The 26,788-nt window shown below is 70.7% G+C and carries 30 protein-coding genes; 14 read left to right on the top strand and 16 right to left on the bottom strand.

What is annotated here, in order from left to right; all coding sequences use genetic code 11:
- The first annotated feature begins 247 nt into the window (after window positions 1-247).
- On the top strand, window positions 248-928 hold the full coding sequence (locus WYO_RS16800) for an amino acid ABC transporter permease (RefSeq protein WP_007564631.1): 681 nt from the start codon (window positions 248-250) through the stop codon (window positions 926-928).
- Entirely contained in the window at window positions 925-1,680 is a 756-nt protein-coding gene (locus WYO_RS16795; RefSeq protein ID WP_007564629.1) for an amino acid ABC transporter ATP-binding protein, read from the top strand. Before WYO_RS16800 ends, WYO_RS16795 begins: the two co-directional genes overlap by 4 nt.
- Window positions 1,681-1,683: 3 nt before the next feature.
- Here WYO_RS16795 and WYO_RS31625 read toward each other — a convergent pair whose 3' ends face one another.
- The 4 genes from WYO_RS31625 to WYO_RS16780 form a co-directional block, all read right to left on the bottom strand.
- Window positions 1,684-1,839, bottom strand: coding sequence for a hypothetical protein (locus WYO_RS31625; RefSeq protein WP_007564628.1), 156 nt, complete (start codon window positions 1,837-1,839; stop codon window positions 1,684-1,686).
- Window positions 1,836-2,327 carry a DUF2243 domain-containing protein gene (locus WYO_RS16790; RefSeq protein ID WP_007564627.1) on the bottom strand — a complete coding sequence of 164 codons (492 nt, stop codon included), beginning with the start codon at window positions 2,325-2,327 and terminating at the stop codon, window positions 1,836-1,838. Before WYO_RS16790 ends, WYO_RS31625 begins: the two co-directional genes overlap by 4 nt.
- Before the next feature lie 153 nt (window positions 2,328-2,480).
- Window positions 2,481-4,502, bottom strand: a complete 2,022-nt coding sequence (locus WYO_RS16785) for an oligopeptide transporter, OPT family (protein WP_007564626.1) — start codon at window positions 4,500-4,502, stop codon at window positions 2,481-2,483.
- Window positions 4,503-4,778: 276 nt separating this feature from the next.
- Window positions 4,779-5,594 (bottom strand): FTR1 family protein, encoded by an 816-nt coding sequence (locus WYO_RS16780; RefSeq protein WP_007564625.1) that lies wholly within the window; start codon window positions 5,592-5,594, stop codon window positions 4,779-4,781.
- A gap of 382 nt (window positions 5,595-5,976) precedes the next feature.
- Here WYO_RS16780 and WYO_RS16775 point away from each other — a divergent pair, with 382 nt between their 5' ends.
- From WYO_RS16775 to WYO_RS16765, 3 genes are read left to right on the top strand one after another with little or no spacing between them, the layout of a single operon-like run.
- Window positions 5,977-6,375, top strand: a complete 399-nt coding sequence (locus WYO_RS16775) for a DUF350 domain-containing protein (protein ID WP_007564624.1) — start codon at window positions 5,977-5,979, stop codon at window positions 6,373-6,375.
- Window position 6,376: 1 nt separating this feature from the next.
- The gene (locus WYO_RS16770) at window positions 6,377-7,039 is read left to right on the top strand and encodes a DUF1190 domain-containing protein (RefSeq protein WP_007564622.1); all 663 of its coding nucleotides are present in this window, start codon (window positions 6,377-6,379) and stop codon (window positions 7,037-7,039) included.
- Window positions 7,039-8,205 (top strand): glutathionylspermidine synthase family protein, encoded by a 1,167-nt coding sequence (locus tag WYO_RS16765; protein WP_007564621.1) that lies wholly within the window; start codon window positions 7,039-7,041, stop codon window positions 8,203-8,205. Before WYO_RS16770 ends, WYO_RS16765 begins: the two co-directional genes overlap by 1 nt.
- A gap of 49 nt (window positions 8,206-8,254) precedes the next feature.
- Here the strand turns inward: WYO_RS16765 and WYO_RS16760 are convergent, their stop codons facing one another.
- The 4 genes from WYO_RS16760 to rsgA all read right to left on the bottom strand — a co-directional run bounded on the left by WYO_RS16760 (window position 8,255) and on the right by rsgA (window position 12,456).
- Complete coding sequence (locus tag WYO_RS16760) at window positions 8,255-8,833, bottom strand: hypothetical protein (RefSeq protein ID WP_007564620.1); 579 nt, start codon at window positions 8,831-8,833, stop codon at window positions 8,255-8,257.
- Window positions 8,830-10,002, bottom strand: coding sequence for a zinc-dependent alcohol dehydrogenase (locus tag WYO_RS16755; protein WP_007564619.1), 1,173 nt, complete (start codon window positions 10,000-10,002; stop codon window positions 8,830-8,832). The genes WYO_RS16760 and WYO_RS16755 overlap by 4 nt, the downstream gene beginning before the upstream one ends.
- A gap of 135 nt (window positions 10,003-10,137) precedes the next feature.
- The gene (locus tag WYO_RS16750; RefSeq protein WP_007564618.1) at window positions 10,138-10,995 is read right to left on the bottom strand and encodes a manganese catalase family protein; all 858 of its coding nucleotides are present in this window, start codon (window positions 10,993-10,995) and stop codon (window positions 10,138-10,140) included.
- Between the two features lie 426 nt (window positions 10,996-11,421).
- Complete coding sequence (rsgA, locus tag WYO_RS16745) at window positions 11,422-12,456, bottom strand: ribosome small subunit-dependent GTPase A (protein ID WP_007564617.1); 1,035 nt, start codon at window positions 12,454-12,456, stop codon at window positions 11,422-11,424.
- Window positions 12,457-12,621: 165 nt separating this feature from the next.
- Here rsgA and WYO_RS16740 point away from each other — a divergent pair, with 165 nt between their 5' ends.
- Window positions 12,622-12,858, top strand: coding sequence for a hypothetical protein (locus WYO_RS16740; RefSeq protein WP_007564616.1), 237 nt, complete (start codon window positions 12,622-12,624; stop codon window positions 12,856-12,858).
- A gap of 383 nt (window positions 12,859-13,241) precedes the next feature.
- Here WYO_RS16740 and egtD read toward each other — a convergent pair whose 3' ends face one another.
- Together egtD and WYO_RS16730 are read right to left on the bottom strand one after the other, a co-directional pair.
- Window positions 13,242-14,192, bottom strand: coding sequence for an L-histidine N(alpha)-methyltransferase (egtD, locus tag WYO_RS16735; RefSeq protein WP_007564615.1), 951 nt, complete (start codon window positions 14,190-14,192; stop codon window positions 13,242-13,244).
- Window positions 14,189-15,151 (bottom strand): methyltransferase, encoded by a 963-nt coding sequence (locus tag WYO_RS16730; RefSeq protein WP_007564614.1) that lies wholly within the window; start codon window positions 15,149-15,151, stop codon window positions 14,189-14,191. The genes egtD and WYO_RS16730 overlap by 4 nt, the downstream gene beginning before the upstream one ends.
- 495 nt (window positions 15,152-15,646) lie before the next feature.
- Between WYO_RS16730 and WYO_RS16725 the strand changes: the two genes are divergently transcribed.
- The gene (locus tag WYO_RS16725) at window positions 15,647-16,225 is read left to right on the top strand and encodes a YgjV family protein (RefSeq protein WP_007564612.1); all 579 of its coding nucleotides are present in this window, start codon (window positions 15,647-15,649) and stop codon (window positions 16,223-16,225) included.
- A 117-nt stretch (window positions 16,226-16,342) separates the two neighbouring features.
- A complete protein-coding gene (locus tag WYO_RS16720) occupies window positions 16,343-17,083 on the top strand; it encodes a DUF4336 domain-containing protein (protein WP_007564610.1) in 741 nt (246 codons plus the stop codon).
- Here WYO_RS16720 and WYO_RS16715 read toward each other — a convergent pair whose 3' ends face one another.
- The gene (locus tag WYO_RS16715) at window positions 17,084-17,350 is read right to left on the bottom strand and encodes a hypothetical protein (RefSeq protein WP_007564608.1); all 267 of its coding nucleotides are present in this window, start codon (window positions 17,348-17,350) and stop codon (window positions 17,084-17,086) included. It lies immediately after the preceding gene.
- A gap of 87 nt (window positions 17,351-17,437) precedes the next feature.
- On the bottom strand, window positions 17,438-17,794 hold the full coding sequence (locus tag WYO_RS16710) for a hypothetical protein (RefSeq protein WP_007564606.1): 357 nt from the start codon (window positions 17,792-17,794) through the stop codon (window positions 17,438-17,440).
- Between the two features lie 219 nt (window positions 17,795-18,013).
- On the opposite strand from WYO_RS16710, the gene WYO_RS16705 reads away from it, so the two are divergent.
- Window positions 18,014-18,280, top strand: a complete 267-nt coding sequence (locus WYO_RS16705; RefSeq protein WP_007564605.1) for a hypothetical protein — start codon at window positions 18,014-18,016, stop codon at window positions 18,278-18,280.
- A gap of 24 nt (window positions 18,281-18,304) precedes the next feature.
- Here WYO_RS16705 and WYO_RS16700 read toward each other — a convergent pair whose 3' ends face one another.
- Window positions 18,305-18,490 (bottom strand): hypothetical protein, encoded by a 186-nt coding sequence (locus WYO_RS16700; protein ID WP_007564603.1) that lies wholly within the window; start codon window positions 18,488-18,490, stop codon window positions 18,305-18,307.
- Between the two features lie 207 nt (window positions 18,491-18,697).
- On the opposite strand from WYO_RS16700, the gene WYO_RS16695 reads away from it, so the two are divergent.
- Window positions 18,698-18,931, top strand: coding sequence for a DUF2171 domain-containing protein (locus WYO_RS16695; RefSeq protein WP_007564601.1), 234 nt, complete (start codon window positions 18,698-18,700; stop codon window positions 18,929-18,931).
- A 9-nt stretch (window positions 18,932-18,940) separates the two neighbouring features.
- Here WYO_RS16695 and WYO_RS16690 read toward each other — a convergent pair whose 3' ends face one another.
- The gene (locus WYO_RS16690; RefSeq protein WP_039903142.1) at window positions 18,941-19,273 is read right to left on the bottom strand and encodes a hypothetical protein; all 333 of its coding nucleotides are present in this window, start codon (window positions 19,271-19,273) and stop codon (window positions 18,941-18,943) included.
- Between the two features lie 230 nt (window positions 19,274-19,503).
- Here WYO_RS16690 and WYO_RS16685 point away from each other — a divergent pair, with 230 nt between their 5' ends.
- The 4 genes from WYO_RS16685 (at window position 19,504) to WYO_RS16670 (ending at window position 22,851) form a co-directional block, all read left to right on the top strand.
- Entirely contained in the window at window positions 19,504-19,875 is a 372-nt protein-coding gene (locus tag WYO_RS16685) for a VanZ family protein (RefSeq protein ID WP_007564598.1), read from the top strand.
- Window positions 19,876-19,935: 60 nt separating this feature from the next.
- The gene (locus WYO_RS16680) at window positions 19,936-20,232 is read left to right on the top strand and encodes a hypothetical protein (protein ID WP_007564597.1); all 297 of its coding nucleotides are present in this window, start codon (window positions 19,936-19,938) and stop codon (window positions 20,230-20,232) included.
- Between the two features lie 330 nt (window positions 20,233-20,562).
- A complete protein-coding gene (locus WYO_RS16675; RefSeq protein ID WP_007564595.1) occupies window positions 20,563-21,060 on the top strand; it encodes a MucR family transcriptional regulator in 498 nt (165 codons plus the stop codon).
- A gap of 477 nt (window positions 21,061-21,537) precedes the next feature.
- Entirely contained in the window at window positions 21,538-22,851 is a 1,314-nt protein-coding gene (locus WYO_RS16670) for an MFS transporter (protein WP_007564592.1), read from the top strand.
- A 270-nt stretch (window positions 22,852-23,121) separates the two neighbouring features.
- On the opposite strand, the gene WYO_RS16665 is transcribed toward WYO_RS16670, so the two are convergent.
- The gene (locus WYO_RS16665; protein WP_039903141.1) at window positions 23,122-25,611 is read right to left on the bottom strand and encodes a TonB-dependent siderophore receptor; all 2,490 of its coding nucleotides are present in this window, start codon (window positions 25,609-25,611) and stop codon (window positions 23,122-23,124) included.
- A gap of 171 nt (window positions 25,612-25,782) precedes the next feature.
- Window positions 25,783-26,787: a DUF4880 domain-containing protein gene (locus WYO_RS16660; protein WP_007564588.1), complete on the bottom strand. Its 1,005-nt coding sequence runs from the start codon at window positions 26,785-26,787 to the stop codon at window positions 25,783-25,785.
- Window position 26,788 lies beyond the last annotated feature (1 nt).

Below are 26,788 nucleotides of genomic sequence, written 5' to 3'. Positions count from 1 at the left end.
GGGTGAGGGGACAGGTCTATCGGGAAAGGTCGCATCCCTCACCCTGTCCCTCTCCCGCACGGGAGAGGGGACCCGCGCCTCGTCCGGAAAGGTGTGAGCCCGTCAGCCCCCGCCGGGCAGGTTCGGTCACCGAACCGCATTCCCCTCAAGGCGCGGGTGATCCGAAACCAACCCGAAAAATCCCCCGCGCGATCCGCGGCGCAAAGCCGTATAGACCGTCGCCCGATCCCGCAGGAAACACCGACCCGTGCCGCACTGGCCCGACCTCATGCTCCAGTCGCTCGGGCCGCTGCTCGCAGCCTGTCTCCGGTTCACCGTGCCGCTGACGCTGATCGCCTTCGCGCTGGGGCTGAGCCTGGCGCTGGTGATCGCCCTCGCGCGCCTGTTCGGGCCCCGGCCGCTGGCGGCACTCGCCTGGACCTATGTCTGGATCTTCCGGGGCACGCCGCTCCTCGTGCAGCTGTTCGTGATCTTCTACGGCCTGCCGAGCGTCGGCATCCTGATCGACGCGTTCCCGGCGGCGGTGATCGGCTTCACCCTCAATATCGGCGCCTACGCGTCCGAGATCGTGCGCGCCGCCATCGCGTCGATCCCGAAGGGGCAGTGGGAGGCCGCCTACGCCACCGGCATGACCCCGGCCCAGGCGATGCGGCGCACGATCCTGCCACAGGCGGCGCGGGTGGCGGTGCCGTCCCTGTCCAACACCTTCATCGCCCTGGTGAAGGACACCTCGCTCGCCGGCGCGATCACCGTGCCGGAGATGTTCCAGGCGGCCCAGCGCATCGTCGCGGTCACCTACGAGCCGCTGATCCTCTACGTCGAGGCGGCGCTCATCTACCTCGTGCTCTGCTCCGCCCTGTCCTGGCTCCAGAGCGGGCTTGAGCGGCGCCTCGGGCGCTACGGCGGCTACCTGGAGGCCCGGGCATGATCGCCCTCCAGAAAATCGAGAAACGCTTCGGCGACAACCCGATCCTGCGCGGCGTCGACCTGACGGTGCCGGAGGGCAAGGTGACGGCGCTGATCGGCCCGTCGGGCTCGGGCAAGTCGACGCTGCTGCGCTGCGTGAATCTGCTGGAGATCCCGCAGGCTGGCACCCTGGTGCTGGGCGACCAGCGGCTCGACTTCCGGCCCGGCGCGCCGCCCGCCCGGCGGGACGTGCTCGCGGTGCGCCGCCAGACCGGCATGGTGTTCCAGAACTTCCAGCTGTTTCCCCACCGCACGGTGATCGAGAACATCACCGAGGGGCTGATCACCGTGGGCAAATGGCCCAAGGAGGCGGCCCGGGTCCGGGCGCTGGAGCTGCTCGACCGGGTCGGCCTCGCCCAGAAGGCCGAGGCCTGGCCGGCGAGCCTCTCCGGCGGCCAGCAGCAGCGCGTGGCGATCGCCCGGGCGCTGGCCCCCTCCCCGCGCCTGCTGCTCTGCGACGAGCCGACCTCGGCGCTCGATCCCGAGCTCGCCGCCGAGGTGGTGGACGTGCTGGCCGGCCTCGCCCGGGAGGGCATGACCATGCTGATGGCGACCCACGACCTGCGCCTCGCCCGCCGGGTCGCCGACGCGGTGGTGTTCCTCGACGGCGGCACCGTCGTGGAGCAGGGACCGCCGGCCGAGCTGTTCGCCCGGCCCGCCGATCCGCGCACCCGCCGCTTCGTCCAGACGCTGCTCGGCGAGGTCGGCGCCTGAGGCTCAGCCGGACAGGCAGCGCAGGCTCAACAGGTCGTCGAGGGTGAGCGCGGTGCCGAAGACCAGGGGCCGCCAGGCCGGCATCGTCGCCAGGACCAAGGCCGCCCCGAGGACAAGCCAGGGGACGAACGCCGGCAGGGCGGCGCGCTGAAGCCTCACGCCGCCCGCTCCCGGCGGCCGGCCCGGACCAGCAGCCAGCCCACGATCAGCATGGCGAGACCCCAGAGCAGGAAGCCGGAATCCCAGAACACCCACTGGTCCCGGGGCATCGTCTCGTTGACGTGGTGCACCCCGAGGATCTGGTGGTCGATCACGCCCTCGACGGTGTTGAACAGCCCCCAGCCCATGAGCAGCGAGCCGGCCAGCAGCTTGTTCGACCAGGACAGGTGCCCGCGATGGGCGGCGCGCCAGAGGATGAACAGCCCGAGCACCACGAACACGTAGGTGGCGCTGTGGAAGATCCCGTCCCAGCGGGTGTTCAGCTCGAGATTGGGAATGGAATCGACCGGGTACCAGCTGCTCAGCATGTGATGCCATTGCAGGACCTGGTGCAGCACGATCCCGTCGAAGAACCCGCCGAGCCCCAGCCCGAACAGGATGCCGGCGCTCAGCGGGAACGCGCGGGTCTCGGATACGGCCGTTCTCATGGCGATCTCCCGGCGCGGGGATTGGACAACGGCCCCTGTTTCATAACCCGTCATTGCGGCGAGCGCAGCGAAGCAAGCCAGTGCGGCGCGCGGTCTCCAACCGTAGCGTATCCCTCGGTTGCGTCGCTGCGCGCGCAATGACGGCGCGGTTCATCACGCGGTCTTGGATGCGACTTGGGTCACGCGCGCCGCGTCGTCGACCGTGGAGACCAGCCGCAGATAAACCCCGAGGCCGGCCAGGAACACCGCCAGCCCGAGCCAGGTCGCCGTCGAGGCAAAGCCCGGCCCGGCGATGGCGAGCGCTCCGCTGTGCCCGGCCATCAGGTCGGCGGCCGCCAGCAGCACGCCGACGCAGCTCTCGCCGACCAGGAAGCCCGAGGCCAGGAGCACGCCGCGGCGGCGGGCGGCGCCCAGCACCGCCTCTCTCCGGGGGCCCTGGACCCGGGCGCGCAGCCGGCGCTCGGCGATCCAGCCGAGAATGCCGCCGATCGCGATGGTCATCTCGACGGAGAGCGGCAGGTACATGCCGATCCCGACCGTGAGCGCCGGGAAGGTGAGGTTGCGCCGCCGCAGCCAGGCCTCCACGGCCACCAGCACCACGCCGAGCCCGGCGCCGATCAGCACCATCGTCCAGGGCAGCGCGCCCTCGGTGATGCCCTTGGCGATCTGGGTCATCAGGGCGGCCTGGGGCGCCGCCATGGCGCTTGCCGGATCGAGCCCCTCGCGCGAGGGCGCGCCGATGAAGCCGTAGGCCTGGTAGAGCAGCTCGAGCAGCGGCGCGATCACGAGCGAGCCGACCGAGACCCCGATGATCAGCGCGACCTGCTGGTGCCAGGGGGTGGCGCCGACCACCTGCCCGGTCTTGAGATCCTGCAGATTGTCGTTGGCGATCGACGCGGTGGTGACGATGACCGCGGTGAGCAGCAGCGCCATGGCGGTGACGAACCGGTCGCCGTCCGGCCCGCCGACCTGGCCGAGGAACAGCGGCAGGAGCAGCGCGGTCGCCATGGTGGTGAGGATCCCGATCCCCGAGATCGGGCTCGACGAGGAGCCGAGCAGCCCCGCCAGGTAGCCGCAGGCGGCGGCCATCAGGAAGCCGAACAGGACCGTGAACAGGGTCGCGGCGAGCGCCAGGGCGATCATGGTCCCGCCGAGCCCGGCCGGCCCGGCGAAGGCGCCGAACAGGAGCGCCAGCGGCACGCACAGGGCGAGCGCCCCGGCCCCGACCCAGGCGATCGGCAGGTCACGCTCCTCGCGCGGGTGGTCGGAGCCCAGGCTGCTGCCGTTGGTCGACAGGGCGGTGCGGATGCTGGCCGCGATCGGCCGGGCGAGCGAGGCCACGGTCCAGAGACCGCCCACCGCGATGATGCCGGCCCCCATCAGCCGTACCTGCTCGGACCAGACCGCCTCGGCGGCCTGCCCGGCGGTCTTGCCCGCATCGGGCGCGAGCGCGGTCAGGATCGGCACCGCGATGCCCCAGGCGATCACGACGCCGGTGAGCAGGGCGAGGCACGCCCCGATCCCGACCAGGTAGCCGACGCCGACCAGCGCTAGGGAGAACCCGGTGCCGGTGCGGAAGGCCGCGCCGCCGAGGCTGATCGCGCCGGAGAGCCCGTCGCCCAGCAGCTTCAGCCCGGTCGTGGCGAGCCCGATCGTCCCGGCGACTCCCGCCGCCGCCAGCAGGTCGCGCAGGCCGTGGCCGCCGGCATCCTCCTGGCCGGTCTTCAGGACCTCGGCGGCGGCCACACCCTCGGGGTACGGCAGGTCGCTGCCGGAGACGAGCGCCCGGCGCAGGGGGATCGAGAAGGCCACGCCGAGCAGACCGCCCAGCGCGCAGACCGCCGTCGTCTGCCAGAACGGGAAGCCGCTCCAATGCCCGATCAGCACGAGGCCGGGCAGCGCCAGCACGACGTTGCACAGGGTGCCGGCGGCCGAGGCCTGGGTCTGGACGATGTTGTTCTCGAGGATGCCGGCCCCGCCCATCAGCCGGAACGCGCCCATCGAGATCATGGCGGCCGGGATCGACGACGAGAACGTCATCCCGGTCTTCAGGCCCATGTAGAGGTTGGCGGCCATGAAGATGACCGTGATCGCCGCCCCGAGCACGATGCCGCGCAGGGTCAGTTCCGCGTGGTGGCCCAGGGCCGCCGGCGTCGTCGTGTTGCGGACGTCCATCGTGCACTCGTGATGTCGTCTCGCAAACCACCCGGATCCGGAAACCTATCCCGCCTGCGGCGTTGCGACGGGTTCACGGTGCGGGGGCCGGGACTCGGACCCGGCTCAGACGACGATCGAGCGGTGCGCTCACGAATGCGCGTCAAATGCGGGCCGCCGGGATCGGCGGCCCTGCTACCTCCTTCGCAGGACCAAAATCTGTAGTTGGCCCGGCTCGCTCGGCGAATGCCGCGGCCGGGTCAGGCTCTTGCCGATGCGCTCAGGATCGGGGCGGCTTCAGCGCGACACGGCCGGGCTGGTCCGGCTCGCCGGCTCGGCTCGCCGGGCCCGGACCACGAGCAGGCCGGCGATGGCCGTCAGGACCAGGGCGCCCTGGATTCCCAGCGCCTCCCAGCTGCCGTTGAAGCCGATATCCGCCACGAAGCCCGGCACGCCGTCATCATGCACGGCGACCAGCCCCTGCTCCTGCAATTCTTGGATCGCGGCCCCGACGAGCTTCAGCCCCATCACGAACAGGAACGCCGAGGTCAGCACGAAGATCGGCCGCAGCGGCAGGCGCAGCGCGAGCCATTGCATCGCCGCGTACAGGGCGATCAGTGCGAGCGCCGCCGCGCCGAGCCCGCCGAACAGCGACCCATCCCAGCCGCCGGCAGTCCGGGCGAGCGCGTGCAGGAACAGCACCGTCTCCGCCCCCTCGCGGAACACGGCCAGGAAGGCGATGCCGGCCAGGGACAGCACGGTCCCGGCCCCGAGCGCCTGCCCGGCCAGGCGGTTGAGGTCCGCCTGCCAGGCCTTCGGATCCTGCCGCAGGAACAGCCAGCCGCTCATGTAGAACATCAGGGCGGCGGCCAGCAGCATGACGCCGGCCTCGATCAGGTCGTTGTGGTTGCCGTCGTAATAGGTCTCGAACACCCAGGCCATGCCGAGACTGGCCAGCACCGCGGCCCCGGCGCCGAGATAGATCGGGGCGATCCGGTGACCGGCATCGGCCCGCCGCATGAAGGCGGCCAGCGCGGCGACCACCAGCAAAGCTTCGAGCCCCTCCCTGAACAGGATCGTGAAGGCCTGGACGAACGTCGATCCATTATCCATGAGAGACCTCTGCTGTGCTTGCGGATCATACGAAACGCGCGCCGAACTTCTAGCGTTATGTTTTTCATTGCTTCTAAGAAGCATCGGGACGCGGCACCGCCGCTCTCGTCGTGACCGCCGCCTGCGGGACCGGATATCGACCGTCGCGGCGGCGAGGTCGAGGGCGGCACCTGCCTGCGGCGACCGCCCTCCTCCCGGGCGGCCCGCGCGGTGGAGCCGACCGGCGCCCGGTTTGTGAGCGTCCCCGAGCGCGTGTTACGCCTTGCGGAACGGCCGGTTCCACAACCATCGGCTGTGCGAGACGCGACGGATACGCCTCAATGGACGACCCGACCGACGCATCACCGGGCTCCACGCCGGCTTCCGGCACAGGGAGCGCGACGTGATCTCGATCTCGGGCCTGCCGGCCTTCCTGCTCTACGTCGTGACGGCCGGGGGCCTGATCGGCCTCTATCTGCTCGTCTATACCCTCGCCACCGCCCACAACGAGCTCGCGCTGATCCGCCGGGACGTGGCGGCGGCGGCGGTGGCCCTCGGCTTCAGCCTGGTCGGCTTCGCGCTGCCGCTCGCGGTGGCGATCTACAACGCCCAATCGATCCTCGATTGCATCGTCTGGGGCCTCGTCGCCCTCGTCGTGCAGATCCTGATCTACTGGCTCGTGCGCCTCGCGGTGCCCGATCTCTCCCGGCGCATCGAGGACGGGCGGATGGCCGCCGCCGTGCTCCTGGGCGCGGCCTCCTTCGCGGGCGGCCTCGTCAACGCCGCCTCGATGACCGCCTGACATGGCGGAGGCGCGCCCGCTGGGGGCCGGGGAAGACCCCGCCGAGAGAAGCCGCCGCAAGCGCTCGGCCGCCATATCCCTGGTCCTGGTCACGGGGGCGGGCGCCGCGGCGCTGGGGCTGGGCTGGCTCGATCCCTCCCAGAAGGAGGAGGACGCCCTCGTCTACGACAGCCTCGCCGCCTGCATCGGCCAGGGGCTGCGCACGGAGGATGCCTGCACGACCGATTACGCGGCAGCCCAGTCGGCCTATGCCGCCACCGCGCCGCGCTACGCCACCGCGGAGGCGTGCCGGGCGCATCACGGTGCCGCTGGCTGCGTGGCCGGGGAGACTGTCGCCCCGGACGCGGCCGGGTCCTTCGTGCCCCTGATGGCCGGCTTCATGATCGGGCGCACGCTGGAGCAGGGCCTGCCGGCCCAGCCGCTCTACCGGCACGCGGAGGAGATTCCGGCCTCCGGCGGAAGCGGCAGTGGGGGCGGCGGCTATTGCACCGGTTCGGGCGGCCGGGTCTACGCGTCGGCGGGCCGCCCGGCGACCCGCGTCGCCTCCAGCGTGGCGCGCACGACCGCGTCCGCGCCCCGGATGGTGTCCCAGGGCGGGTTCGGGGCGACCGGGCGGGCGATCGCGTCCGCCGGCAGCCGTTCGGACGGGTTCGGGGGCGGCTGATGCGCCGGGTGTCCCTGCCGGAACGGCCCGATTGGCGCGATCACGCGGCGCGGGCCGGCTTCACCTTCCACACCTTCGACGACGAACCCTACTGGGACGAGAGCGCCTATTACGCCTTCACCCTGGCCGAGATCGAGGACGACATCGAGGGGCCGACCCGGGAGCTCCACGCCCTCTGCCTCGCCTTCGCCGAGCGGGCCGTGACGGATGGCGCGATCCTCGCCTCCCTGGCAATTCCCGAACTGGCCTGGGACGCCGTCGCGGACAGTTTCCGGCGGCGCGACCCGTCCCTCTACGGCCGGATGGATCTTCGCTACGGCGGCGCCGGGAGCGGGCCGGCCAAGCTCCTCGAATACAACGCCGACACGCCGACCGCCCTTTACGAGAGCGCCGTGTTCCAGTGGCTCTGGCTGGAGGATGGGCTGGCCCGCGGAATCCTGCCCGCGGGGACGGACCAGTTCAACGCGCTCCACGAGCGGCTGATCGCACGCCTCGCCGTGATGGGGCTCCCCGGCACCCTTTCCTTCACCTGCTATCCCGACGCGCCCGAGGACCGGGGCACGGTGGCCTACCTCCAGGACTGCGCCGTGCAGGCCGGGCTCGCCGCCCCGTTCGTGCCGCTGGAGGCGATCGGCCTGTCCGAGGACGGGCACTTCCTCGACGGCGGCGGCCGGCGGCTCGCCGCCCTGTTCAAGCTCTATCCCTGGGAGTGGATGTTCAGCGACGCCTTCGGGGCCGCGGTCGGCGCCGCGCCGACCCGCTTCGTCGAGCCGCCCTGGAAGGCCGTGCTGTCCAACAAGGGCCTGCTCGCCCATCTCTGGGCGATGGCGCCCGGCCATCCGAACCTGCTCCCGGCCTATTTCGAGGGCGATCCCGCCAAGGCGGCGCTGGGCAAATCCTTCGTGCGCAAGCCGCTCGTCTCGCGGGAGGGGGCCAACATCATGCTCGTGCGCGACGGCGTGCTCCTGGAGCGCGACGCGGGTCCCTACGGCCGCGAAGGCTTCGTCCGGCAGGCTCTGGCCGAGCTTCCGGTCTTCGCCGGCCGCCATGCCCTGGTGGGCAGCTGGATCGTCGGCGACGAGCCCGCCGGCCTGTGCCTGCGCGAGGGCCTGTCCCGCATCACCACCGACCGGGCGCGGTTCGTGCCCCACGTGATCGACGGCTGAGGCCGCCCGCGCGCGACGGCGCAGGCGGCCCGATTCTTGGCCGGGGTCGCTAGGCCCGTGTCTCCGTCCAGGGCCGCAACGGCTCGGGGATACGGAAATCCTCCGGCGTGGCGAAGTCGGAGGCGGCGCCCCGCATGGTTCGCGCGGGCCGCGCGAAGCCGCTCCGGTCGCTGTAATCGAAGGCGCCGGGCCGCGAGAGGCGCTTCTGGCCGATCAGCCCCTGCGCACAGACCACGTCGAGGACGGTGACGCCCGCGACCGCGGCGGTGGCGGCGGCGAGGTTGGACTGCTTCGGGTTGTCGTCCTCGAAGCCGGTCGCCAAGGTGGCGAGATCGAGGGCGTCGCCGCCGACGCGGGCCAGGATCCAGGGGGTCGGATCGTGGCTCATGAGGATCGCGACGCCGGTCGCCACCTCGCGGACGCCGTAGGCCTGCACCAGGGTCTCGCGGCCCTTGAGCCCCAGCGCCCGGCACAGGCCGTGCGCGGCGGTCAGTTCCAGGAGGCCCAGCCCGATCGAGAACCAGCCGAGGCCCCGGGCCAGCTCGTCGTGGCGGGTATAGGCGCCGCCGCCGGGGGCACCGCGGGGGGCGGTGCGGGGAGCCGGGGGTTGATGCGTGCTGTTGCTCATGGCCGGATCACCACCTTGATGCAGCCGTCCTGCTTGTCGCGGAACACCCGATACATTTCCGGGCCGTCCTCCAGCCCGATCGTGTGGGTGATGACGAAGGACGGATCGATCTGGCCGTCCTCGATCCGCTTGAGCAGGTCGGGGGTCCAGCGGTTGACGTGGGTCTGGCCGGTGCGGACCGTCAGGCCCTTGTTCATCAGGGCGCCGATCGGGAACTTGTCGATCAGGCCGCCATACACGCCGGGGACCGAGAGCACGCCGGCCGGGCGGCAGACCATGATCATCTGGCGCAGCACGTGGGCGCGGTCGGTCTCCAGCAGCATCGCCTGCTTGGCCCGGTCGTAGACGGCGTCGACGGCACCCATGGCGTGCGCCTCGAGCCCGACCGCGTCGATGCATTTCTCCGGGCCGCGGCCGTCGGTCATGTCGTTAAGGCGGCCGACGATGTTGGGTTCCGCGTCGTAGTCGATCACCTCGGCACCGCCGGCCTCGGCCATCTGCAGGCGTTCGGGCACGCGGTCGATCGCGATCACGCGCTTGGCCCCGAGGAGCAGCGCCGAGCGGATCGCCATCTGGCCGACCGCGCCGCAGCCCCAGATCGCCACCGTGTCGGTCGGCTGGATGTCGCACTGGACCGCGCCCTGCCAGCCGGTCGGGAACACGTCCGACAGGAACAGCAGCTTCTCGTCCGAGATGCCCTCGGGGACCTTGATGTGGGTCGAGTCCGCGAACGGCACGCGCAGGAACTCGGCCTGGCCGCCCGCATAGCCGCCGGTCAGGTGGGTGTAGCCGAACAGGCCGGCGGTCGTGTGCCCGAACGCGGTATCGCCCAGCGCCTTGTTGCGGTTCGAGCGCTCGCACACCGAGAAATTGCCGCGCCGGCACTGCTCGCACTGGCCGCAGGTGATGGTGAACGGGACGACGATCCGGTCGCCGACCTTGAGCGCCTTGTTGTCCTTGCCGACCTCGACGACCTCGCCCATGGCCTCGTGGCCCAGCACGTCGCCCGACTTCATGCCCGGCATGAAGTGATCGTAGAGGTGGAGGTCCGAGCCGCAGATCGCGCAGCTCGTCACCTTGATGATGGCGTCGCGGCCATCCTCGATCTCCGGATCCGGGACCGTGTCGCAGCGAACGTCACGGGTGCCGTGCCAGACGAGTGCCTTCATGGGAGCGATGTTCCGGCTGTCATTCCACGGGTGGTTGTCCGGAGACCAACCAACACTCGGGAGGATTGTTCTGTCCGCACGGCAAAACGGCGCTCCGGGGCCGGCCCGCGGGCCGACCGCCGGAACGCCGCGGGCTCAGCCGATCTGTTCGGACTGGGCGGCGCTGTCGGGACGGGCCGGGCCGAGCACCGGCTCCTGACCCATCGGCTGGTTCTGGACGATGCTGTATTCGCCCTTGCCGTCGAGCGACGGGCCCTGGGTCCAGCGGCCTTCGGGCGGCGGCGAGCCGTCGGCCGAGGACGAGAAGAAGTTGTAGTTGAACTTCTGGTTCTCCTTCTCCTGCGGGAAGGAGTTCGGGATCGGCAGGTTGCCCTGATGGCCGCCCAGCTCCTCGATTACCGCCAGCCATTGCTGCTGGTGCATCGTGTCGCGCGCGATCAGGAAGCTCCACATGTCGCGCATGCCGGCATCGTTGGTCGCGTTGTACAGGCGCACGGCCAGGACCCGGCCGGTGCTCTCGGCGGCGACGTTGCAGTACATGTCGGCCGCGATGTTGCCGCTAGCGTAGATGTGGCTCATGTCGAAGGGCAGGCCGTCGGAATTGCCCGGGAAGGCCGCCATGCCGGTGGACAGCAGCGTCTTGTGCAGCATGCCCTCGGCGATGTGGCGCGGGTTCTCGCCGCCCATCACGGCCCCGACGATCGCGTCGGCGGCGCCGGCCTCCTGCACCTTCGTGGGGGCGGTCTCGAGGTTCATCGCCACCGCGGTGGCGAGCATCTCGATATGGCCCAGCTCTTCCGTGGCGGTGTTGAGCAGCATGTCGCGATACTTCGTGGTCGGCGCACGATTGCCCCAGGCCTGGAAGAAGTACTGCATACACACGCGGATCTCGCCCTCGATCCCGCCGATCGCCTGCTGAAGCATGCGCGCGTAGATCGGATCGGGCTTGTCGACCTTCACGGGGTATTGGAGGCGCTTGTCGAGGTAATACATGCTGTCCGGTCCTTGCTGGAGGCACGGCACGGGAGTTCACCGCGCGCGCTTTCAGGGACGCGATGGCCCGTCAGGGCATCCCGCCTTGCTCCTCGACCAACCGCGCTTCGGGCTATTGGTTCAGTATTCTTTAAGGTCGGCAGGCCATTTTCAGCCTAGTTCGCCCACAAAATTGCGCGAAAAACAAACTATGTTAATCGACCGCACGCCCAAGCTTCCGAGACGGACGGCCAAGATAAACCTATGTTGCGATCGATCTTCCGGTGACCTTGGCGGCACGGAGGAAACCCGAACTTTTGCTGGCAAAGGGGATCCGGCCACCGTGCAGCGCCGGGTCTTGCAGTGACGGGCCTTGCGTTGACGGGTCCTGCGTCGCGCGGTGATCGCGCGCCAGGGCGGCGTGACCGGGCCGGACGCGCGACTTTATCAGGAATGCGGCCGCCTGCGGCCGCGCGGCCCGGCGGGGACCGAGGCGGGCCCGCGGCTTTCGGTGAGCAGCTTGCGCCAGCGGGTCAGGCGGTCCGGGTCCAGCCGGCCGTCCGCGACGGCGGCCTGCACGGCGCAGCCCGGCTCATGCGCATGGGTGCAGTCCCGGAAGCGGCAGGACGGGGCGAGCTCGGTGATCTCGGCGAACAGGGTCGCGATGCCGTCGGCGGCGTCGCTGACCTGGAGCGTGCGCATGCCCGGCGTGTCGATGACCCAGCCGCCGCCCGTGATGGCGTGCAGCGACCGCGCCGTCGTGGTGTGGCGCCCCTTCGCGTCGTGCTCGCGGATGCCGCCGGTCTGCTGGGGCGCGTCCCGGCCCGGGCCGGTCAGGGTGTTGACCAGGGTCGATTTGCCGACCCCGGAGGAGCCGACCAGCGCGATGGTCTGCCCGACGCCGCACCACGGGGCCAGGAGGCCCGCCGCCTCCGGGACGCGGGGATTGACGGCCAGCACGGTCAGCCCGCGCTGCAGGGCGGCGGCCTGGCGCTCGAAGTCGCCCGGATCGGCGGTCATGTCCGCCTTGGTGAGCAGGATGACCGGATCGGCGCCCCCCTGGTTGGCCAGCGCCAGGTAGCGCTCGAGCCGGGCGGGATTGAAATCGGCGTTGCAGGAGGTGACCACGAACAGGGTGTCGACATTGGCCGCGGCGGCCTGAAGGGTTGCGCTGCCCTCGACGCGCCGTTCCAGGACGGTCTTGCGGTCCAGCCGACGCTGCACGGTCAGGGTCTCGGGATCGACCAGGACCCAGTCGCCCACCGCGAACGCGCTGGTCTTCGTATGGATCGGGAGCGTTAGCTCGACGGGGCCGGCGGGGGACAGGGCGGTCAGGCGCGCGCGGTGGACCGTGGCGATCCGCATGGCCGCCAGCGCGGCCTCCTGGGGCTCGCGCTGCTCCTCGAAGAACGCGGACCATCCCAGGCCTGTCGGCGACATCGCGGGGACGGGGGCGGGATGATCGATCACCGCGTTGCCCATGGCATGGCCCCGCGCGGATAGCCAGGGCGCGTGGCGGACCGTCCTCGAAACGGCGGCCGGGTCGGCTCCCCGGGCGGGCGGCCTGCGCCCGGCGCGTGAAGGCGCCGGATCGATGCCGGCCGGTCCCGCGTTTCCCGGGACGGCTCATCGCCCCGGAGGATCGTCGTGGGACTCACTGCTTTCGTCTTCTTCGTCGTGCCCTGGATGCTGGTCGCGGCCTGGCTGTTCCGGTCGTCGAATTCCGCCATCCGCATGGGCCTGCCGGCGACGCCCTGGCGCCCGCTCACCGATTTCCCCCCGCCGGTGCGCGACCAGCGGACGATGGTCGACACCAGCACGGTGCCGAAGGGCGCGGCCGGGCATACCGCCGACGACAAGCACCGTCCGTTCGAGACGCCGTAGACCGCCGCACGGTCGCGATCACCGGCAAGGGACGCCCCCCTCGTCCCGGCGCGCCCGCACCGGCGGACTCCAGGGTTTCGGAGCGTCAGCGCCCGATGCCGCGCGCTCCGTATCCCGTGGCACCACAGGCCATCCCGGTTCGGAGCCGAGGGCAAAAACGGAGCGCGACCGGCCCCATCCCCAGTGGGGGCCACGATGTTCACATATCGCTGCCGGACGAGGACCAAGGCCAAGCGCGTCTCTTGCAGCCGGGAACCCGTCCGGACCGCGTTCTGTGAACCCGCTCCCCCACCCGGGCGAGCAAACCCGCGCTTCATGCGGTCGCGAAGGGAGAACCGCCCCCCGTCGCCCAGGCCCCCGCGCGGAAATCGAAAATCGCGCGATCAGCCCAGACTCTCCAGCAGATGCAGGGCGAAGCTGCCGCCCTCTGCCTGCCAGAGGCCGCGCGGCCGCCAGCCGCTCTGGATCGCCAGGGCCTGGAACGCCGCCGGGGTGTATTTGTGGGACGTGTCGGTCCGGACGTGCTCGGCGGCCGCGAAGGCGATGCTCGCCCCGCCCAGCCGGTAGGTCGCCGGCCGGTGCGCCACGAGATGCGCCTCGACCCGCAGCGGATCGGGGCAGAGCGTGATCGCGTGCCGGAAATTGTCGAGGTCGAAATCGGCCCCGAGCTCCCGGTTGAGCCGGACCAGGATGTTGCGGTGGAACGCCGCCATCAGACCGTCGGCGGCGCCATAGGCGCGCTGCAGCCGCTCGGGTTCGGTGGTGGCGTCGGCCCCCACCAGGAACAGGCTCGGCCCGAGGGTCGCCCGGGCCCGTTCCAGGAACAGGGCGGCCTCCGGTGGCGCGAAGTTGCCGATGCTGGTGCCGGGATAGAAGCCCAGGATCCCGCCCGGCCCCGCCGTCACTGGAAGCTGCACCGGCTTCGAGTAATCGGCGCAGACCGGCACCATGGCGATGCCGGGATAATCCGGCGCCAGGCGGCGGATCGCGCCCTCCAGGTATTCGCCCGAGATGTCGATCGCCACGTAGGCGGCCGGCTCGGTCAGGGCGTCGAGCAGCGTGCGGATCTTGCGGCTCGCGCCGCTGCCGAACTCCACCACGGTCACCCCCGGTGCCACCCGGGCCGCGAGTTCCGCGGCGACCCGGGGCAGCAGCGTCATCTCCTCCCGGGTCGGGTAGTAATCGGGATTGTGGCAGATCCGGTCGAACAGGTCGGAGCCGGTCTCGTCCCAGAGATACTTGCCCGGCAGGGTTTTGGGCTCGGCCGTCAGGCCCGCCAGGGCGTCGCGCAGGAATTCCTGCTGCGCATCGGGGATCCCGCTCGGCGCGCTCACGGCCGGGTCACCGTGACGACGACCAGGGCGAGGCGCTCGACATCGGCGTAGACCGCGTTCGCCAGTTCCTCGCCGTACTCGTCCGGGTCGAATTCCCGGTAGGTCCAGTCCAGCCCGGCCCGGCCGCAGGCCGCGGCGACGGCGTCGCGGAACGGGTCCGCCCCCTCGACGATCGCCGCGCCGGTGAACATCACGAGGCTGCCCCTGGGGGCGAGCCGCTCGATCGCCTGCTCGACCACCGCCAGCGGCAGGCCGGCGCCCAGCGGGCCGCCGCCGTGCCGGTAGGCCCGGGCCGCGGGATCGACCATGAAGGGCGGGTTCGACACGATGAGGTCGAAGGCGCCCTCGACGTCGCGCAGCATGTCGCTGTGCCGGGCCTCGACGCCGTCGGTGCCGGCGAGCCGGGCGTTGACCCGGGCAGCCCGCAGGGCGGCGGGGTTGATGTCGACCAGCACGACCTCGGCCCCCGGCGACCGCTTGGCGATGCAGATCCCGGCCGCACCCGAGCCGCAGCCGAGATCGACCGCCCGGCGCACCGGGGTCTTGCGCGCCGCCAGATGGGCCAGCACCGCGCCGACGAAGCGCATCGTGTCGGGCCCGAAGAACACCGCGTCTGTCGCGCTCGGCGGGTAGGAGGAATGGGCGAACAGCTCGTCGTCGAGGCTGGAGAACCGGACGGTGGGGCGCAGGAGCCCGCCGTCTTCGACCACCGCCCCGGCCTCCCGCATCAGCGCGAGGAGCGGCGCCGGCAGGATCTCCGCCCGGAACGGCCGGGACCAGCCGACCACGTCGCGCAGGTTGCGCGCCTCGGCGTTCTGCGATCGGGCGTTGACGATGGCGTGGGTGGCGGGCGTCACGGTGGTGAAATTGTAGCCGGCTTCACGCAGTGCATGGCCGAGCGCCAGCAAAGCGTCCGTGTTGTCCGGGAAGGGCTCGGCCACGGGATCGGATCGCGTCATCGGGCTGTCCTCGAGGGTCCCTTCGGCGGCCCGTCGCAGAAAGCGGCGGCGCGCACGCCCGATCCGGCGAAGGGATGCCCTCCGCCCGCCTTGAGGCCCGGGGGCCGGACGGCGATGCGGCGGCGTGCGCCGCGGAGAAGCTGCATGGGAGCGCCGGGTCGGGTCGCCGGGGGCGGCAGGGGCGGACGCACCGCAGCCGGGATCGGCGCCGGCAACGTCCAGAGGTGAATGCCCGGAAAACTGGATCGCTCCGGCATTGTTCCCGAATTTGCCGCAGATCAGGCGCTCGTAACTTATGTTATTCGGGCGATGATTTGGATCGAATACTGATGGATCGGCGATCGACGCCCGGCCCTCGGCCGGCCGGGATAGCGGCGCTTCTGCCACCCTCGCGCCGTCGTGATCGTCCGGCCCTCCGTCGTTAACTAACTGATTACCGTGCGAACCTAGCGCAAGCACCAGAAACGGCGCATCCGCGCCGGCTGAGCGCGACCGATGATTGCCGCCGACACCGTATTAACCTGGTACGACCTCGCCGGGACCCATCTCGACATCTTCGGATCCCTGGGCCTGACGCTCGGCTTTATTGCCGGCCTCATGCCGCGCCGCGCATTGATGCTTGGCGGCTCGGCGGCCTGCGCCGCCTGCTTCGGCGCGCATTACCTGACCCTCGGCGCCCTCACCGGCACCGCGATGTGCGCCATCTCGGTGGTGCAGAGCCTCGTCTCCCTGACCTGCCTCGGCGCGCCGAACCGGAACGCCTGGGTCCATCCCCTGTTCGCCGCCACCACGCTGATCGCGGCCTGGCTGACGATCACCACCTGGAACGGCACACCCTCGGCCTGCGCGGCGCTCGGCGCCCTGCTGGCGACCGCCGCCCGCCTCAACGCCGCGCCGCAGACGATGCGCCTGCTGTTCCTGGGCGCCTCCCTGTGCTGGGCCGGCCACAACCTCCTGGTCGGCTCGGTCTTCGGGCTGACCTGCGACCTCCTCACCATCCTGGGTCTCGGGATCGCCCTGTGGCGCGCGCTGCCGCCCCGTCCGGTCACCGCGCCCGGCTATCTCCAGGTCTGAGCGTACGCGATCGGGCACGCGATCGGATCTGCGTCGATCCATCCGGGAAACCCTTCGGCCTCCGGCGGTTGCCTGACTTTCCGGCCGTGACGCCGGGGCGACCGGGAGGATCGGATCTTGGCGGAGGCGACCTATCAGCCGCTCGACGTGCTCAAGCCGGTCGCCGAGGGCGTCTGGATCGTCGATAGCGGCCCCCTGCGGATCCTCGGCATGCCGCTCCCGGTGCGGATGACCGTGATCCGGCTCGGCGACGGCAGCCTGTGGCTGCACTCGCCGACGCGCTACGATGCGGATCTGCACCGCGCCCTCGCGGCGCTGGGGCCGATCCGCCACCTCGTCGCGCCCAACATCGCGCATTGGACCTTCCTGAAGGATTGGCAGACGCATTGCCCGGAGGCGCTGACCTGGGCGGCGCCGAACCTGCGCCAGCGCGGCCAGGTGCGCCGCTCCGGCCTGAAGATCGACCGCGAGCTTGCCGACGCGTCGCCGCCCGAGTGGGACGCGGATCTGCGCCAGATCGTGGTTCCGGGCGGGCTCGGCTTCCGGGAGGTCGCGTTCTTCCACGGGCGCAGCCGGACCCTGGTGCTGACCGACCTGGTGCTCAACCTGGAAGCGGCGAAGATGCCGGCGCTCCTGCGCCCTTTGTTGCACTTGGCCGGCATGACCGCGCCGGACGGGAAGCCGCCGCCCTATCTGCGCCTCGTGATCAAGCTGCGCCGGGCCGCGGCGGCACGGGCCGCGGCGGATCTCGTCGCGCTCAATCCCGCCGTCGTCATCTTCGCGCACGGGCTGTGGTTCGCCCAGGGCGGCACCGAGCGTCTGCGGCGCTCGTTGCGCTGGCTCGGCGATTTCAGCTGATCAGGCCCCTTCCCCGGCCGGATCCGGCGCCTCGGAGCCGTCGAGGGACTTGGCCAGCTCCATCAGCACCTCCTCGACCATGGGCGGCCACGGCACCTTCTCCTCGTCGAGGAGACGCGCCGCCCCGACCAAGGCGTTGATCTGCTCCTCGTAGACCGGCCGCTGGACCAGCTGCGCGTACCGCACCCGAGCGGCCAGGGCGGTCGCGAGGCGCTGGACCTCGGCGATCTGTGCGTTCGACGCGCCGGCGCCATCCCGGTTGCCCATCCCTCACCCCTCTCGGATCCGCGCAGGGCCTAGATAGGCCTCAGGAAGGGGGCGCGGGGCAATCCCGGTTCCGCTCGCCCAGTCCGCTCAGCCCGACCGGCGCACCGCCTCGACGCGGTCGAACGCGGCGTCGGCGAGGAGCTTGCGCTTGCCGGACCTGTGGCGGACGAAATCGTCGAGCGGCTTGCAGGCCGGCAGAGCGGGCGGGCCCTTCTGCGCGGGCAGGGTCGGCGCGTCCGGCGGGGGCGCGTCACCGGGCAGCTCGACCCGCTGGCTCACCAGGAACGCGTCCAGATCGATGAGACGGTGGCGCAACCGGCGGATGTCGTTCTCGACGCCGTTCAATTGGACCAGCAGGTCGGAGACGGTTCCCTCGCGGGCCGCGATGGCGGACTGGATCCCGGCGCGCTCGTTCAGCAGCACGGCCTTGACGGTCGGATTCATGAGGCGTCCCCGGAGCATGACGCCGCCAGGGACACGCCGTCCCGCGTCAACGCCAAGCCTCAATTGGGAGGAGGCGCTACGCCGGATGGCGAGGCCGTGCGGGCCCGCACAGGCCTGCCGCGCAACCCGTATCCTGGCCGGGATGCCCGACCCGGACGCGGAACTTTCGGTTCGTATCTGCGTCAGTTCCACGCAGACAAAAAGCGCCGGGAGGTTATCATGCGCGCGCCCTTGAAGATCGCCACGCTCGTCGTTCTGGCCCTCGGCACGCAGCCGGGCTGGGCCCAATCCGTGAGCCAGACGGGCACCGGCGGCGGCCCGACCACAGCCGCGAAGGCGCCTCACACCGCCGCAACCGGGCAGACGGTGCCCAACCCGAGCGCGCTCGGTCCCAACGAGACCGGCAGCATCGAGCGGCGCAACCCGGCCGAGCAGCGCAACGACGCGATCACCCGCGGCATCTGCATCGGCTGCACGAACCGGTAGCCCGCTGGAGCGCGGCGCGGTCCGTCAGCTCTCGGCCCGCAGGCTCTTGATGATGCGGCCGGCGATCTTGCGCACGGCCTCGTCGTCCCGGTCCTCGCCCTCGGCCCGATCCCACAGGTGGTCGAGGCTGCGGTCGAGCTCGTCCAGAAGCTCCGGATGGCGCTGGGCCAGGAAGCGGATCGTCCCGAACAGCAGGTGTTCGGTCGCCATCTCATGACGCCTTGCGTCGGCAACCTGATCCATGGGGTTCGCGCTCGTATCGGTCATGGCACGCAAACGATCCGCACGGAGCGCGGTTCAGCGGCGCCCGCGCGGTGCGACGCCGCGGCCCGCCCGGGATCGCTCTGGGTCCGGATGGCGCAGCCCGGAACCGCGCCCCGCGGGGCGCGGTTTGACGGCCTTACAGGGAGGATACCGATGGTCGACGCTGCGCAGATTCAGGAACATGCCGAGGTTCTCGGCTCGGACGGCACCCATGTCGGCACGGTCGATCACATCGACAAAGGCGAGATCAAGCTGACCAAGACCGACGCGTCGGCGGGCGGCCTGCACCATTACATCCCGCTCGACTTCGTGCGGGCGGTCGAGGGCGGCAAGGTCCATCTCGACCGGCCGGCCGAGGAGGTGAAGCGCGAGTGGTCGACCTCCTGACCCGCCCCGTCAGCGCCGCAGGCCGCCGATCCAGGCGGTGAGCGGCTCGACGAACGCCGCCCAGGTCCGGGCCCAGACGGTTCCGGACCGCCCCCCGTCCGGGGGGCCGGCGGCCATGAGCGATGCCACGAAGGCGTCTTCCTGCGCCTTGCATTCGTCGAGGGCGTTGCGCTCGTCCCCGGCCCGGCTTTGGCCGGGCGGCTGGTGCGCGTAGGCCTCGCGCAGGCAGCGGTGCCAGGCCAGCTCGAGCGCCCGCGGCTCGGTCGGCGCAGCCGCCATCGCGGCCGACCCGACGTCGACCAGGACGAACATCGTGAGGAGGCTGAGCACGGGCATGCGCATGCCGCCTCTATGCCTGATTCGGCCGCCTCCTGCCTAGAACGAACGAGCAACAGGTCCGGTGTCGGACGCCGCTTTGATCGGGCCCGGCACCGAGTGGTTGACGTCGCGCCAAATCGTTCAACCGAGGGGCGCGGGGACGGCTTTCCCGGTCCTGGCCGCGGAACTGCAACAGCCTGCCGGCCCGGTCCCCTGTATGCGGAAGCGGTCGGGGCGGTGGTGCGGGGCGCGGGATGGACAAGCGGGTGCTGACCCTGGTGCGGATCGCGGCCTGGATCCTGGTGGCGGCAATCGTCGCCATCACGCTGGTGCCGATCGGGTTGCGCCCGGTGGTGACGGCGGATCCCGGCATCGAGCGGGCTGCCGCCTACGCGCTCACCTTCCTGCTCCTGACCTTCGGCTACCCGCGCCGCTGGCCCTGGATCCTGCTCGCGGCCGTGCTCCTGGCCGGCGGTCTGGAAGCCGGACAGACCTTGACCGGCACGCGTCACGGCCGCGTCGACGACTTCCTGGTGAAGGCGGCTTCCGCCGTCGCGGGCGGCCTCGTCGGGCTCGTCCTGGCGGCCTGGACGGCCCGGCGCCTGCCGGCGCGCGCCGGTGGCTGAGCCGGAAACCGCCGAGCTTCCGGGGCGTTATCGTTCCGGACTCTCATGCGAGGTGCTGCCATGTTCGGCGCGGGCAAGCTCACGGGGCGGTTCTGGTTTCGGAGAACGTGGACGGGCAAGCTGGTCCTGCTCGTCGAGGAAGAGAAGCCGCGGTGGTTCAGCCGCAAACATCTGACCAAGCTGCGATGGCGCGACGCCCGGCTCCTCGATCTGGCCGAGGCGCCGATGCGCACGCTGATGACCCTGGAACGCACCTATCGGGCGGAATACGGGTCCGGCCCGGCGCTGCAGGCGGCCGTGCCGTCCCTCGGGCGCGGGGCGATCGCGACGCCGATCGGGCGGGCGGCCAGCGCCTGAGCGGCGCCGGCTTGAAAAGGGCGCGGGCCGAGCGTGAAGGGCAGACTCGGCCCGCCTGCCGTTCGGCTTCGTACCCCTCGAAGCCGCAGCGACTCCTTCAGAGACCACGCCAGCGTTAAGACTTCCTGAACGAAGCCGCACCGCTGCGGGCCGGCGTCGGCACCCTGCGCCGCCCCCCGATCTGCCGTGCCGGCGTCACCAATTTATGTTGGTATTCAACAGATATATCGGTCGATAACAGAGGCGATCACTTGTTTTTGCCCAGGCAGGTGCTTGACTGGCGGCAGACAGAGCGGTGTTCATCGCGCAGTCCCCCATCGAGAGCCGCCCATGGAAGACGAAGCCGGGTTTCCGCAAGACGATCACGCCGACGTCATCGCGCTGACCGCCGACATCGTGTCGGCTTACGTGTCCAACAACTCCGTCCCGATGCTCGAACTGCCGACCCTGCTGTCGCGTGTTCACGAGGCCCTGGCCGCGCTGGGCCAGACGGGCGCTCCGGCCGAGCCGGAAGCCAAGAAGCTCACCCCCGGCCAGGTCCGGAAGTCGATCACGCCCGACGCGCTGATCAGCTTCATCGACGGCAAGCCGTACAAGACCTTGAAGCGGCACCTCACGGGACACGGCCTGACCATCGAGGCGTACCGGGAGCGCTTCGGCCTGCCGCACGATTATCCGACCACGGCGGCCAATTACTCGGCCATGCGGGCGGAATTCGCCCGGACCGCCGGCCTCGGCCACAAGCGCCGGAAGCCGGCCCAGACAGCGGCGGCCGAGCCCGCGGATTCCGTCGAGGCGCCGGCCAGGCGCGCCCGGAAGCCCGCTTAGAGCCGCTCACAAAACTCCCGCCGCACCGTCGCGTGCGAAGGGAGGGCTCCCGGGAACCGGGAGCTTTGTGAGGTGCCCTCAGGCCCCGGCCCCGGGCGCGATCGATCGCGGCCTTCACGGCACGCGCGATCGCGCTCGAATTCCGAAACCAGCGACAAATCGGAAGTCTTCATTCCCCGGCGCCTTCCGATCATCGGGCTTTCGCGTTAGATCGGCTGGCCAAGATCGGCGTTCGAACCGACAGGCTGCGAGGAAACCCGAGATGATCCGCACGCGATGCGCCGCGGCGACGCTCTGATGCCGTCCCGGATCGATCCGGGCGCGTGCGACCGGGTCGCGCCGTCCCGCGAATGCTCCGCAGCAGCCTGCCCCTTCGACGTCGACATCCCCGTCGCCGGAGCGCCGAACCGGCGCTCCCGGAGCCCGCGCCTGCACCCGTGAGCGGCCCGAAGACGGCCGCCGCCGAGGAGGATCACCATGGCCGAGTCTGAGATCGAACGGTCGGCAATGCGGCGCATCGGGTGGCGGCTCGTGCCGTTCCTGATCCTCGCCTATTTCGTGTCCTTCCTGGACCGGGTGAATGTCGGCTTCGCCGCCATCCAGATGAACCACGATGTCGGGCTGACCGCGACCGTGTTCGGCTGGGGCGCCGGGATCTTTTTCCTCGGCTACTTCCTGATGGAGGTGCCCAGCAACCTGATGCTGGAGCGCTTCGGGGCGCGGATCTGGATCGCCCGGATCATGGCGACCTGGGGCGTCATCTCCATGGCCATGGCGCTGGTGCAGGGGCCGTGGTCGTTCATCGGCCTGCGCTTCCTGCTCGGCGTCGCCGAGGCCGGGTTCTTCCCGGGCGTCATCCTGTACCTGACCTACTGGTTCCCCTCGGCCTACCGGGCGCGGATCGTCGGCATCTTCATGATCTCGATCCCGATCTCGTCGTTCCTGGGCTCGCCGATCTCCGGGGCTCTGCTCGGCCTGAACGGCCTGGGGCTCGCCGGCTGGCAATGGCTGTTCATCCTGGAGGGCCTGCCCGCCGTCCTGATGGCCGGGGCCGTGCTGTGGTTCCTGCCCGACGGGCCGCGGCACGCGACGTGGCTGCCCCCGGCCGAGCGAGACTGGCTGGATGCGCGCCTGCGGGAGGAATCCGCCCGGAACGCCGCGCGCACCGGCGGGACGGGCTCGCCGTCGCTCGGGACGATGCTGCGCGACCGGCGCCTGATCCTGTTCGCGGCGATCTATTTCGGCTCGACCGCCAGCAGCTACGGCCTGACCTTCTGGACGCCGCAGATCGTCAAGAGCTACGGCCTGACCAATTTCGAGACCGGCCTCCTGAACAGCATCCCCTACGGCGTCGCCTCCGTGGCGATGATCCTGTGGGGCCGGCACAGCGACCAGGTCGGCGAGCGGCGCTGGCACCTGGCGATCCCGTTCCTGGTCCTGGCCGCCGGGCTCGCCGGGGGCACGGTCCTGACCGGCATCCTACCGCTGGTCGGCGCGCTGACCGTGGCGGCGGTGGGCGTCTACATGCTCAAGGGGCCGTTCTGGGCCCTGGCCACCGAGGAGCTGCCGCCGGCCGCGGCCGCCGCCAGCATCGCGGCGATCAACGCCGTGGGCAATCTCGGCGGCTTCCTCGGCCCCTACCTGATCGGCGCGATCAAGGACGGCACCGGCAGCTTCACCCTGGCCCTGACGCCGCTGATCCTGTTCGCCCTGATCTCGGCCGGGCTGTCGCTCGTGCCGGGCCGGGGGCGCACGGCAGCGCCCGCGCCGCGAGCCGCGCCGGCCCGCTGAGGCGATCAAACCACACGATCGCGTTCGGCGACTGGCCACTCATGACGGGATCGGAGGATCGGTAAGGCAGACGTCGCCGCGTGGGTCAGCCCGTTTCCGAACGCCCCATGCCGCGCATGCAGCGTCGTCCTTGGCGGAGGCCAAGACAACGAGACGGATCTCACGCGGCCAAGACCTGTCGGGATTCCGGGTGAACCGGCCCTGCGCGGCACCGACCCGCAGGGTGGTCCGGGCTGAGCCAGGCATCTGCCCTGGAACGTCCTTTATCCGTCACCACCGATAGCGCAGCGTTGCGAGGATCGTCTGCCGGTTGCCGTAGAAGCATCCGGTGGCCGCGATGCACGTCGTCACGTAGGTCTTGTCGAAGAGGTTCGTCGCGTTGAGCGCGAGATCGACGCCCTTCAAGGCGGGGTAGCGATACCCGAAATCATACCGCAAGGCCGCATCGACGAGCGTGACGACCGGCGTCCGATAAAGATTGGCGTTGTCGCCGACCGAGACGCCGATGTACCGGACGCCCGCTCCCAGGCCGAGGCCCGCCCAGTCGCCCGTCCGGATCGTGTAGTCGAGCCAGACGGACGCCTGATGACGCGGAACGAAAGGCAATTCGTTCCCGACGATGCTGGCTCCCGTGGCGTCGGCATTCGCCTTGGTGAAGCGGCTGTTCATGGCCGCATAGGAGGCGACGATGTCGAGACTGTCGGTCAGGCTCGCCTTGGCCTCGAGTTCCAGCCCGCGGACCCGTACCTCGCCGGCCTGGGTGTTGAAACGGAAGTCGAGGGCATCCGGCGTCAGCACGCTCTGCTGCTTCAGATCGAAGACCGTCCCGGTCAGCAGGAGGTTCGTTCCGGTCGGCTGCACCTTGATGCCGCCCTCGATCTGATCTCCGGTGGTGGGCGCGAACGGCGAGCCGACGCGGTTCGTGCCGGAGGTCGGCTGGAACGAGGTCGCGTAGCTCACATAGGGGGCGAAGCCGCTGTCGAAGAGATAGCTCAGGCCGACGCGACCGGTGAAGGCGGCATCGTCCTGCTTCACCCGCGCCAATGCGCCGGTCGCCGCCGTCCGGGTTCGCGTGAGGGCGTCGGCCCAGTCCTGCCGCCCGCTCAGCGTAAGGCTGAAGCCGCCGAAGCGGATCTCGTCCTGGGCGTAGAGGCCGACTTGGTTCCGGCTCTGCGTGATCCGTGTGCCCAGCGGCGGCCGGGTGACCGTGCCCGCGTAGACCGGCGCGAAGATGTTGACTGAAGGAACGCCCCGCAATTGCGATTCGTCGTAGCGCGCATCCTCGCGCAGGTAATCGACGCCGAGAAGCAGGGTATGATCGAAGGGTCCGGTGGAGAAGCGCGCCTCCGCCTGATTGTCGATGTTGAACAGGTTCGAACGCTCCGGGAAAGCCCAGGCATAGCGGGAGAGCGTGCGGCCGTCGGCCCCGAGCCCGATGGCCTGAACCCGCTGGGTGTCGGCTTCGACATGCGCGAAGCGCAGGTTCTGGCGCAGGGTCCAGACGTCGTTGAACCGATGTTCAAAGGCGTAACCGATGAAGCCCTGGTCGAGCTTGAAGCTGTCGTAGTTCGGTTCACCGATGAACCGACTGGTGGGAATGCGCCCGCGCGGGTTCGTGTACAGGGTGCCGAGCGTCGGCAGGCCCTGCGGCGCGCCGCCTCCGGGCGAGTTGATGTGCAAGTATTGCGAGAGGATCGTGAACGACGTGTCGGCATCCGGCCGGATTGTGACGCTCGGCGCGATGAAGACGCGGTCTTCTTCTAGATAATCGACCTGGGTGCCGGTGGTGCGCGCGAGCCCGGTCAGCCGGTACAGGATTCGGCCGTCCGGATCGATCGGACCCGACAGGTCGAAGGCGGCCTGAGCGCGTCCGAAGCTGCCGGTCTGGAGCTGGATCTCGCGTAGGGGAACCGCGCTCGGCCGCTTGCTGACGAGGTTGAGCAGACCGCCCGGCGAGTTCTGCCCGTAGAGCCCCGAGGCCGGGCCCTTCAGCAATTCGATGCGCTCCAGGCCGTAGGATTCGATGCGCGGCTGCGAGTATCCGCGGGCACCGAACGGCAGGCGCAACCCGTCGAGGTAACGCCCGGGCACGAAGCCGCGGACATAGAGCCAATCGTAGCGCACGTCCGTGCCGTACTGGGTGAGAACCCCCGGCGTGTAGAGAAGCGCCTGGCTGACGCTCTGCGCCTGCCGATCCTCGATCTCCTTTCGGCCGATGACGTTGACCGCCTGGGGCGTTTCGAGAATCGAGGTGCCAGTCTTGGTCGCGGTCGCGCTGCGCCGGGCGACGTAGCCATGCGTGGGCCCGATGGCGGTTTCGCTGGTCACCTCCAGCGCGTCGAGGACGACGGCGCCGTCATGGATGCCGGCGGGGTCGGCCTCGGCTACGACGCCCACGAGGGTCGCCGAGCGCTGGGCCGTGAATTGCGGCACCAGACCCGTGCCGGCGAGCAATTGCCGGAGCGCTTCCACCCGGTCGTAGCGTCCGGTGATCGATGTCGCGCGAAGCCGACGCGTCGCATGACTTTCGTAGATCAGCTGGACGCCGCTGATCGTCCCGTAGGCCGCCAGGGCCTCGTCGAGGGGCTGAGCCGCGATGGCGAAATCCAGGATCTCGTCCGCATCCGCGACGATCGCGGCAACGCGGGTGATCCGCGCGCCGATGGCCGTCCCGTCCCGCGCCGCGTGGTCGATGGCCGCCGTGGTCGGCGTCGGCATGGCGAGCACCAGCGCCGCGACACCACTCAATCCGATGACCATCCGACAGCCGTTCCCCGCCCGGTTCGCCCCGTGTCCCCGCACCGTCATTCGCCCCACCGTCCGTGCGCGGTTTGCAACCGCGGCCCGGCGGGTCATGATCGCCCGCCTGACTCTTCAGACGTGCCCCGGGTGACGAGCCCGCAAAAAAACCTGGTGGCTCCTGCGCCGGCCTCAGCGGAGGACGACGAGCCGGTCGCCGAGCCGCACCTCCGACAGGGCGAGCGCGGTCCGGATGCTGCGGAGGGCCTCTTCCGGACGCGCCAGATGAAAAATCCCTGTCACGCGTTTCGCGGCAGCCGCCGAGCTGGCCAGAACGATCCGACCGGGGCGGTATCGGTTGAGATCGTCCACGACCTCCGACAGGGGCGTGTCGCGGAAGACGAGAAGGCCCCGCCGCCATGCCGCCGCATGGGCGACGTCGATGGGGTGAACGCCGCGCGCATCCGGCCCGATCCTGATCTCCTCCCCTGCCGTGAGACGCGTCGGCTGTGCTCCCGCAGCGGGAACGACCGTGATGGCGCCGGACAGGCAGGCCATGTCGGCGTCCAGGCCGCCGACCCAACCGGAGAGGCCTTCGCTCGGCCTGCAGCGCACGATGAACTCCGCGGGCCGACCCGGCTCGGTCACGAGGCGCCCCTGGCCCGCGCCCAGGGTGAGCGCCGCACCGCTGGCCGGGACCGTGACGGCCACCGAGCCCGCATGCAGGACCATGTCGTGTCCCTCGTCGTCGAGGCGGGCGTCCAGGGCGGTTTCGGCATCCAGCTCGATGCGGATGCCGCCCGATAGGACCTCGGTTCGGATCTCACCGGTTCCTGTCCGATAGGCCGCATTCAGCACCGGCCATCGCAACGCCAGCGTGGCGCTGGCCGCGAGGGAGGCCGACGCGATGCCTCCCGCGGCCACCCGGCGGAGCAAGCGGCGGCGGGTCATCGCCTGCAGGTCACCGCGGCTCGCCGGCGCTGACCCGGCAAGGGCGTGGCCCGCCTGCTTCCAGAGTCCCGCCGCAGCCCGGAAGGCGGCGTCCTGCTCCGGATCAGAGCGCCAGGCGGCAAGCGCCTCGGCGTCCTCCCGCGTCGCGGCGCCCGACGTCAGGCGAACCACCCAGGCGTGCGCCTCCTGCGCGACGCGCCTGTCCCTGTCGGCGGGCGGTCTGTCCTGAGGGTCCGGCGCGCTCATT

It is taken from the genome of Methylobacterium sp. GXF4, assembly GCF_000272495.1.
Taxonomy (GTDB): Bacteria; Pseudomonadota; Alphaproteobacteria; order Rhizobiales; family Beijerinckiaceae; genus Methylobacterium; species Methylobacterium brachiatum.
The sequence above is the reverse complement of the archived record's forward strand: the minus strand, read 5'-3'. Positions and strand labels throughout refer to the sequence as shown.